Annotated in this window: 8 protein-coding genes and 1 pseudogene; 5 read left to right on the top strand and 4 right to left on the bottom strand. The window is 62.5% G+C overall.

Annotation, left to right across the window (positions count from 1 at the left end; genetic code table 11):
* Positions 1–410: 410 nt before the first annotated feature.
* On the bottom strand, positions 411–1,322 hold the full coding sequence (locus NKI79_RS32770; protein WP_352622021.1) for a DMT family transporter: 912 nt from the start codon (positions 1,320–1,322) through the stop codon (positions 411–413).
* A gap of 135 nt (positions 1,323–1,457) precedes the next feature.
* On the opposite strand from NKI79_RS32770, the gene NKI79_RS32775 reads away from it, so the two are divergent.
* From NKI79_RS32775 to NKI79_RS32785, 3 genes are all read left to right on the top strand, one after another.
* Positions 1,458–2,342: a LysR family transcriptional regulator gene (locus NKI79_RS32775; protein ID WP_352622032.1), complete on the top strand. Its 885-nt coding sequence runs from the start codon at positions 1,458–1,460 to the stop codon at positions 2,340–2,342.
* A gap of 778 nt (positions 2,343–3,120) precedes the next feature.
* Positions 3,121–3,393, top strand: coding sequence for a CoA-binding protein (locus NKI79_RS32780; protein ID WP_031195148.1), 273 nt, complete (start codon positions 3,121–3,123; stop codon positions 3,391–3,393).
* A 131-nt stretch (positions 3,394–3,524) separates the two neighbouring features.
* Entirely contained in the window at positions 3,525–4,721 is a 1,197-nt protein-coding gene (locus NKI79_RS32785; RefSeq protein ID WP_352468590.1) for a DUF932 domain-containing protein, read from the top strand.
* A 390-nt stretch (positions 4,722–5,111) separates the two neighbouring features.
* Here NKI79_RS32785 and NKI79_RS32790 read toward each other — a convergent pair whose 3' ends face one another.
* The 3 genes and pseudogenes from NKI79_RS32790 to NKI79_RS32800 all read right to left on the bottom strand — a co-directional run bounded on the left by NKI79_RS32790 (position 5,112) and on the right by NKI79_RS32800 (position 6,264).
* Positions 5,112–5,495 (bottom strand): hypothetical protein, encoded by a 384-nt coding sequence (locus tag NKI79_RS32790; protein WP_352468595.1) that lies wholly within the window; start codon positions 5,493–5,495, stop codon positions 5,112–5,114.
* A 17-nt stretch (positions 5,496–5,512) separates the two neighbouring features.
* Positions 5,513–5,710, bottom strand: a pseudogene (locus tag NKI79_RS32795) (DUF5615 family PIN-like protein); the annotation flags it as partial.
* Positions 5,644–6,264: a DUF433 domain-containing protein gene (locus NKI79_RS32800; RefSeq protein WP_352516226.1), complete on the bottom strand. Its 621-nt coding sequence runs from the start codon at positions 6,262–6,264 to the stop codon at positions 5,644–5,646. The pseudogene NKI79_RS32795 and the gene NKI79_RS32800, both read right to left, overlap by 67 nt.
* Before the next feature lie 188 nt (positions 6,265–6,452).
* On the opposite strand from NKI79_RS32800, the gene NKI79_RS32805 reads away from it, so the two are divergent.
* Positions 6,453–8,603 carry a ParB/RepB/Spo0J family partition protein gene (locus NKI79_RS32805; protein ID WP_352807404.1) on the top strand — a complete coding sequence of 717 codons (2,151 nt, stop codon included), beginning with the start codon at positions 6,453–6,455 and terminating at the stop codon, positions 8,601–8,603.
* Positions 8,604–8,676: 73 nt separating this feature from the next.
* Positions 8,677–9,153: a UCP036055 family protein gene (locus tag NKI79_RS32810; RefSeq protein WP_352807406.1), complete on the top strand. Its 477-nt coding sequence runs from the start codon at positions 8,677–8,679 to the stop codon at positions 9,151–9,153.
* Positions 9,154–9,319 lie beyond the last annotated feature (166 nt).

The raw sequence follows: 9,319 nt of genomic DNA on the forward strand, positions 1-9,319 counted from the left end.
AGAACGCGTGGAGGCAGGCGTTGGGGCTGTATCGAAGCCTGTTCGACACGAAGCCGGACCTCATTGTGGCCGACCGGAATCCGGGCTACCGTTCGACCCAGCTGATGTTACTCTGCCGGCGATGGTGATGAGGGTTTCGGCCAGGTGCTAATCATCATTGGCCGCTTCCTGCGCAGTCGTCGAACGTACGCGGGGCCGAACGTCTTCCCCCCACGGGTCTTTCCAAATCGTCACGCTCAACCTGTCTCAAGGGAGATCGTTGTCATCTCCTGATGCCGAATGTCTCAATTTTCCCAAGTTTGGCAAAATTGAATCGCAGACTTTTGCAGCGTGCGAAGGTCAAGCAGTTTTGCGACAGTAGCAAAGAGCCCGAAGCCATCATCCGGCCTCGGTGCTCCAATATATCGCCGCTAACGCCGGATGACGATAATCCCGGCCAGTGCGATGAGAATGATACCGAGCATGGAAGCCGCATCCAGACGTTCCGAGAACAGCACGACGCCCCATAGCACAGCGAAGGCTAGATATGAAAAGTCCCAAGTCGAGATGATCGAGGATGGTCCCAACTGGTAGGCGATGGCCGTGCCGACGCTGCCGATCAGCATCGTCATGCTCAAAAGCCCGATCAGCGCGCATTGGGTCCAGCACATTGGAATCCACGCGCCCATGAACAGGCTTTGTCCACCCTCGCTCCCTGCCATCACGGTCGCCAAGCTAGCGCTGCCCCCGAGAACGATCGCTATCAGGTTGAAGATCAGCGCCAAAACGAAGGGGTTTTCGCCACGGCTCTTGGTGCGCGTCAGCACCATCGCCAGAGCGTAGAGAATTGCAGAAACCAGCGGCATCACGGCATGGATGCCAAGGTCGCCGGCCTGCGGCTTCTGCATGAGCAGCACACCGATGAAGCCGAGGGCGACTCCGACCCAACCTTGCACCCCGACAGGTTCCCTGATCCAGAAGGCCGCAAAAAGGGTAATGAACAGCGGGATCGTGTAATAGACCGCCGCCGCCATCGAGAAATCGAGGCGCGGTAGCGAAGCGTAATAGATCAGCAGGCTCGACAGAAGCAGGCTGCTTCGCACGATGGCCCAGCCAGGATAGGCTGGGCGCAACGACACCTGCGGAAAGCGCCATTTCAGGATCGAGATCAACAAGGGCAGCGTGACGCAGGACCGCAGGAAAATGAACTGCGACAGCGGCATGTCCGAGATCGTGACCTTGATGATCGCATCCGCGATGGAAAGCGTCAGGTCCGTGAAAACCATCGCCGCAATGGCGATGCCCACCCTGTCCGCCTTGGGGGCCGTCTGACTGATCGACATTTTTCGCGTTCCCTGCTTCGGGTGCCGAGGCTACCGAGCCAAGAACGTTCCAACAATTCCGATCATACGGAAATTTTGTCCGTGTTATTGTACAATGAGCAACGACACGAGAGAGGATGCGTCGCTTTGTACAGCGTGGACGACATGATCCTTCTGGCCGAAGTCGCCGAAACGGGCAGTTTTACTCGCGCCGGGGGGCGGATCGGGATGCCCAAATCCACTGTCAGCCAGCGCATCGCCCAGCTTGAAGCACGTCTGGGGCTGCGGCTTCTCAATCGCTCCACCCGGCACGTAAGCCTCACCGGCAGCGGCCAGGTCTATCTCGAATACTGCCGCCGCGTTCGCGCTGAGGTCTCGGCCGCGGACATGGCGTTGACCAATCTCAAGGAACAGCCTGTCGGGACGCTGAAGATCACCTGCCCAGAGGTAACTGCCACCTATTTCATGCCGACCTTCCTGCACGGATTTACCACGCAGTTTCCCCGCATCGCCGTCGAACTGATCGCCACAAACCGGCATCTCGACGTCATCCGCGAGCGGGTTGATTTCGCTTCTCGCGTTGGCACGACCACAGGTCAGGACCTGATCGTGCGGCGTGTCTCCTCGATTAAACGGGTTCTCGTCGCCGCTCCAGCCTATCTGGCGGCTGGCAGTCCTCTTCAGGAACCGACCGATCTTCTAGATCGCCGCTGCCTGGTGCATGATGCGCAGCCCGAATGGGTGTTCTCGTCAGACGACACACCGATCGTCCTGCGGCCTCCGCCGGCTGCGACCTCGGATTCTATGGGGTTCCTGCTGCAATCCTGCATCGCGGGCGGCGGGGTCGCACTCCTTCCCGCTTACGTGTGCCAGCCGTCCGTGGCGGTCGGCCGCCTTGTGGAGTTGCTCCCGGGCTGGGAAATTCCACCCTATGAAATGATGCTGATCTTTCCCAACCTGAAGAACCAGTCCAAGGCGCAGGCCGCATTCCGCGATTATGTGAATACCTTCGACTTTTCAGCGTTTGCCGTTGGGCGATAACTAGAACTTCTCAAGTCCTACGGTCGCATTGTTCCGTGTCGTGGAATGTCTAACTGGATCGAAAGCCGGACCAGGCATGGACATGAGCCAGTTTGCAAAAAGCGCGGCAGCTTTGTTCCACGGCGTTTCTTTGAGCGAAACAAGATAGACGTTACCGGGGCGTTGATCTTCCCCAGGCAGGAGCTCAACCGGTTGGCCGCGGCGTACCTGTTCGCTCGCCGTGCCAATCCGACCCAACGCTATTCCGCTGCCAGCCAAGGCAGCCTGCCTCATCATGAGGTGGTTGTCGAACACAGGACCCGGCAGCCCCTTCCGACACGTTTACCCCGAAGTGCTGGAACCATTGCTTCCAGTCGAACCACGTCTTGTCATCAACCCTGGCATGCTTTCTTTGGGTTGCCCTTACAGTGGGGTAATCACAACAAAACCCGGTGCGGCGGTCAAGCCGCCAGAATGAGCTCGTTTAATGAAGCGCCAGCCTCCGGCTGCGGGAGAAAGGGAGTGCCGTGCCTCAGGACATCCGTGTCACCATCGTGCTGACGGCCGTATCGATGGCATCCGTCGTGGACGGTCCATGGTAACGATCATGACCGGACCTTCAATTCATTCGGGCCACCGCACACCTCTCGGTCGAGGCGGCGCATGAGGCAAGCCACAAGGCATGGGTGGGCAAAAGCGGCTTACAGCACTACGAGCGCATGCTCCGCTCCGATGACTTCAACGAAGGTGCCGTCGCCTTTTCGGAAAAGCGCAATTCCGAGCTCAAGGGGAAGTAGCCATGGACGCGGTAACCACAACGCGCGCGGGTCTACTTGGACAGCACCGTCTGGCACCGATGCTGGACACCCGCTCCATGGTGGTTGCCGGGGTGTCCGGCAGGGAAGGCTCATTCGGCTTGCGGCTGGCCCAGTCCGTCGTCAGCGCCGGATATTCGGGGCGCATCCAGTTCATCGATCCGCGTCAGACCGAAATCCTGGGGAGGCCATGCTTCGCCGCCTTCGCGGACGTTGACGAGGCGCCGGATCTGGCGGTGCTTGGTGTCGGCCCCTAACGCGGCCGCTTCGGCAATGCCGACGCTTCTGGTGGCGCGCGGATGCCGACAGAGGAAGAGCGTGGGTGGGCTGCGGTGGCGGGTGAAGGTCCGGGAGAGAGTCTCCCGGCGCCCGCCGAGGAGCTCCAACCATGACACAGATGGAAATTCACACGCCCACCCGCAACGAGCGTGCCGGTTACAAGGTCGACGTCAGCCGCGGTCAGCGCATCGGCCGCGTGTCGTCAGAATGGTTCAACCGGCCGGCGGATGAGCGATACCTGTCGCTCACCGACCTTCGGAATTCGGTGAAGGCCCGGTCGGAGCGCAGCAAGACCCGCATCGTCGAGAGTGAGCTGATCCGCGTCGAGGCCAGCCGCGACGATCCGGAGCGCCTGAGGTTAATGCTGCCCGATGCGCCTGCCCCAGTTGCCCCCACGCATTGGAGTTTTGGCCAACTCGCCAGCCTGGTAGGTGCACCGGCCACCTATCTGCGCCAGCTTCCGGCCCCGCTCGCGGCGATCAACCTTCAGCACGGTCTCCTCAACCGCCGCGCCGAGCAGGTGAAGACGCTGGAAATCGAGAACGGACGCCTCGAGCTGCGAGCGGTTACAGGTCCGGACTATGGCAGGATTTTCGATGAAGAGCTGATCGCGGCCGTCCAAAAAATCGCCGGCAACGGTACCGGCGACACCCGCTGGAAGATTCCTGGCGTGCTCGACTGGTCAACGGGAATCTACAATCCGAATGTCGACATTTCCAATGCCACGACGACGATCTATGCGTCCGACCGTGATGTCTTTGTCTTCCTCGTCGACGACCTGAATCCGATCGAAGCCGGCAAGCTGCCCGATGGCTCGCCCGACGTCTTTTTCAGGGGGTTTTATTGCTGGAACTCGGAGGTCGGCGCCCGCACGCTTGGAATCGCCAGCTTCTATCTACGTGCAGTGTGCCAGAATCGTTGCCTCTGGGGCGTGCAGGATTTCCAGGAAATCATTATCCGGCATTCCAAATATGCCGCCTCGCGTTTTGCCCTGGAAGCCGAGCCAGCGCTGATCCAGTTCGCGGAGTCTTCGCCCATGCCGTTCGTCAATGGCATCAAGGCTTCGCGGGAGCGTGTCGTCGCTCGGGACGACGAAGATCGCCAGAGCTTCCTGCGCAAGCGCGGCTTCTCCAAGGCGGAGACGACGAAGATCATCGATGCCGTGCTTTCGGAGGAAGGGCACCCGCCCGCCTCGATTTTCGACTTCGTGCAGGGCATTACACGGGTGGCGCGCGACAAGCCGCATCAGGATGTTCGCCTGGAGATGGAGGGCAAGGCCAAGAAGCTTCTCGATCTGGCAGCATGATACTGCAATGCTGCGCGCGGCGGGAGTAGGTAACGTCACCGGGCTGCTGATGCCGCCAGTTTCGAACATGTGCATCGCTGCGGGGCGCAGCACACGGCCTGCGCTGCCGGTCTGGCAAACACATCTCTCAGTCTAAGTGTGCGCCGCACAAAATCGCAATGCTGCTATGCACAATTAATGTTTCTCGGCTGCGCGGAAGGGAGTAGTCTGTCGATATCGAGTTTCGTCCGGGTCACCTCCTCCCGACCTTGGCGACCAGGGACGGCATTTATTCCTCCCGAATGCTGTCGTCCAAATCAAGCCCGCCGCACCTCCTCCCGCGGCGGGCTTTTTCGTTTGCGAGCGGCGGCTTCTGGCAGCCCGATTGCAGGAAACGAACGCGGAGGTCCGTCAGTCGGGGAGGTTGAACCGTTCGATGGTGATGGTACGCGCGACATCCACGGTAATCTCCAGCACTTCGTTCCATGCCTCCTCCCCACCGAGCTCGGAAAGGGCGAGATGAAAGAGCCTGTGCTGGAGATCGAGGCTCATCAGGCCAGGGGCGGTGTTGAAGGCGACCAGCCCGACATGCAGCTCCTCGCGGCGATAGAGGCCGCGAAAGTCGGTCGTGTTGTGCGTGACGAGCACATAGCCGCCCTGCGGCCGGTGCGTGCACCGGCGGTGATGGCTTTTGCAGGGTTCAGGCGGCGCGCCGTTCGGAGGAACGCGAACCGTCTCGACCAACCCCAGTGATGGCGCGGAGGCGGCGGCGAGCGGCGGAATGTCGTCGAGCATGTCGAGCGCGACGCGACCGCGCGCCGGGTCACCATATGGTCCTTGGCGCCGGCGAGGCCCAGCCAGCGCACATGGCTCGACTCTGGAAAACCCCGTTCGCGCGCCAGTTTCGCAAGCTCTGGGCTCAGGCATTCGTCGATCAGGAATTTCACGAAACGGCCGGCAGATCGTCGAGACGGATTGTGCGTGTCGACTTCGCCGCCGTGCTGCGCCACGCCGGCTTGACCGGCGGACGGCCACGCCGCGGATAGGCGAGCGCATAGTCGGCCGCGAGCCTGATCCGGTCGAGAGTCAGTTGCGGATAGGCGGCACGGATCGTCTCGGGAGTATCGCCATTGGCGAGCATGTCGGCAACGTCATGAACAAGCACGCGTGTTCCCACAAAGGCCGGCTGACCGCTAAGTACCGCTGGATCGCGCGCCACCATGGCCTTGGCTTTCCTCAGCCGGCTGAGGCCGGTCCTTACCCCGGCAGTGATCGGCTTCAGGTCGACCTTAAGCGGATCGTCCGCGACTACGGGCGCAGCATCATCGGCAATGGCGTGCTCGACGATCCGCCGCCGCGCGGCAGGCGTCAGCGTCTCCGCCGTCAGCCAGGCGAGGCGTAGGCCGACGAGACCCGCTCCGATGATGACGCGGCTGCCGCGGCGTGTCTCGACACGGCCGCGCAGCAATCCGGCATCGATGATGCGATGCACCTGCTTGAGCGGCACCTGCGTTACCGCCGCCGCCTCATTGACGGTGAGCACTTCGCTGCTAAACCCCGGCATGACAATAATCCTTCCACATTCGTGGAAGATATATAGCCATTCTGCCTTCCGCAGTCCAGCGAAGCTTTGCGGCAGCCGGCGGCGTCCGTGCCAGACGCCCGACGGGAGGCAGAGGGGGCGGGGAGGTTTCCTGACGGGCTTGGAGGTTCGGGGAGAGGCCCCGGCCGCCCGTCATGGAGAACCTGACCATGGCAAAGAACGCCATTCAGAAGATCGCGATGAACGCCGCGGAGAACATTCCCTATGACAAGCTCAGGCTGTCGCAGAAGAATGTCCGGCGCATCAAGGACGGCGTGTCTATCGAGCAGCTGGCTGATGACATCGGGCGGCGAAAGCTCATCCAGAGCCTGAACGTCCGTCCGATGCTCGACGGCGAGGGCGAGGAGACCGGCACGTTTGAGGTGCCGGCCGGCGGTCGTCGCTATCTCGCGCTCGGTATCCTCATCAAGCAAAAGCGCCTGGCAAAGAACGAGCCGATCCCCTGCATCGTTAACCGCAGGCAGGAGACCTCGGCCGAAGAGGACTCGCTTGCTGAAAACCTGCGGCGCGCCGATCTGCATCCGCTGGACCAGTTTCGTGCCTTCAAGACGCTAAGCGATCACGGTCTCGATCCGGACGAGATCGGCGCCCGCTTCTTCGTGTCGCCGGCGACGGTGAAACAGCGCCTCAGGCTCGCCTCTGTGTCGCCGAAACTTCTCGACCTCTATGAGAAGGACGAAATCCGGCTCGAACAGATCATGGCGTTTTCGATCTCCGACGATCATGCGCGCCAGGAGCAGGTCTGGGAGCGGATCTCCAGCTCGCACACGCAGGAACCGTATTACATCAGGCGTCTGCTGACGGAGACCACCGTTCGCGCCGATGATCGCCGTGCCGTCTATGTCGGCGCCGAAGCTTATGAGGCTGCCGGCGGGGTCATCCTTCGCGATCTCTTCGAGCAGGATTCCGGCGGCTGGTTCCAGGATGCCGCACTTCTCGAGCAGCTTGTCTTCGACAGGCTGAAGGTGGATGCCGAGGCGATCCGCGCCGAAGGCTGGAAATGGGTGGATGCGGCGATCAGCTTTCCCTATGGCCACACCTCCGGGATGCGGCGCATCTACGCCGAGGCGCAGGAGCTCAGCGCCGAGGAGATCGAACGCTACGACGCGCTGAAGGCCGAATACGACAAGCTGGATGTGGACTATGCCCAGGCCGAGGATGCCGACGAAGCAATCGAGGCGAAGCTCGACCAGCTGGGTGCCGAGCTCGATGCGATCGATGATCGTCCTCAAACCTACGATCCCGCCCAGAAGGCCATTGCCGGTGTGTTCGTTACGCTTGCCGCGAACGGCAAACTCCAGGTCGACGCCGGTTTCGTGCGGTCCGAGGACGAGCCGCGGACCGAAACCGGCGACGTCGATGTGGGCGAGGAAGGGGGCGCCGCCGGCGGAACGCGATCCAATGGCGACGACGATGGCGATGGTGTTGTCGTCAACCGCGAGCCGGTGAACGACACCTCTGGCGCCGACGGCGAGGATGATGACATCAAGCCACTGCCCGATCGGCTCGTCTTCGACCTGACCGCGCAGCGCACGCTGGCACTGCGCAACGCGCTCGCCGGTGACGTCGACATCGCCATCATCGCCGCACTCCATGCCTTCGTCCTGCAGGTCTTCTATCGCTTCGCGCCGGACACGTGCCTGGAGATCAGCCTGAAGAGCGGCAGCTTCAGCCAGGTCGACGGTCTTGCCGAGACATCCTGGGCCAAGGAGATCGCCGAGCGGCACGAAGCCTGGGACCGCGATTTGCCCGATGAGGCGGAAGGCCTGTGGGACTTCCTGTTCGGCCTCGACGAAGCAAGCCGCAAGGCGCTGTTCGCGCATTGCGTCTCGCTGACCCTCAATGCGGTGGTCGAACCCTGGAACAGGCGACCGAAGGCGCTCGAGCATGCAGACATGCTTGGCCGCTCGCTCCAGTTCGACATGGTCAACGCCGGCTGGACGCCTACGGTCGAGTTCCTCGGGCGGCTCACCAAGGCGCGGATTCTACAGGCTGTCCGTGAAGCTCGTGGCGCAGACTCCGCGCAGCTGATCGACCACATGCAGAAGGACATCATGGCGCGTGAGGCCGCGCGTCTTCTCGAACGGTCGAACTGGCTGCCCGAGCCGCTGCGCGTTGAGGTCGATGAAGTTGCTACCGATTCTGGCGATGCGATCGCCGGCGACATGTCGGACGAGGCGGCTCTCGACGGCGATGCCACCGAGCTGCCGGCCTACCTCGCCGACGATGCGGATCCGTCCTCCGATGAGCCGGTGACCATCGACGGCGGCGAGGCGGATCACCTCCAGGCCGCTAAATAATCGGCCTCACGCTCGCACCGGGCCCGGCACTCCCGCCGGGCCCTTTTTCGTTTTCCGACATGGAGAAACCCGCATGTCCGCACATATCGTGTACGAATCCGCTCCTCTGGGGAGCGTTATCCGGTACCGCTCCGGCACCGCGAAACCGCCGGCTCGCTTCACCAAAAAGCTCGCCGCCTGGGAGAGCCGCAACGGCGTCGGTCGTTTGGTCAGGAAGGAACCGCCGCGCGAGCGCGCGACCTATAGCTCGCCGGCTTACTTCACCCTGCATGCGGGTGATTTCGGGCAGGGCGGCATCATCGTCGTCTCGGTCAGGCGCACATGGTCCGTTGAAAGCGACCTGCGTTTCGAGGTCATGGAGCGTTCCATGATCGGCATGGTCCGCGTCCTGCAGGAACTCGGGGACAGCCCGGAACTGCTCTATCCCGCCAAGGATCGCGAGGCGGCCGAACGCTGGCTCGCCAGCAATTCGTACAGCCGAGCCTATCTCGAAGAGGTCTCCGCCGATGAGGTCGGCGCCGACGTCATTGAGGGCCGCGCGGCCGCCTGATCGCCTCACCCCATAGAACCACTCCGACCACAGGCCCGGGGGGGGGGGGGGGGGGGGCGGGGGGGGGGGGGGGGTGTTGTGGGGGGGGGTGGGGGGGGGGGGGAGACGAAAGGGCGTGGGGGCGGGGGAGCCGCGCGGGGGCTCAGACGGCCCGGCCGCGGGGGGG

This window comes from Mesorhizobium sp. M0340 (genome assembly GCF_040321535.1).
In the GTDB taxonomy this organism is placed as follows: Bacteria; Pseudomonadota; Alphaproteobacteria; order Rhizobiales; family Rhizobiaceae; genus Mesorhizobium.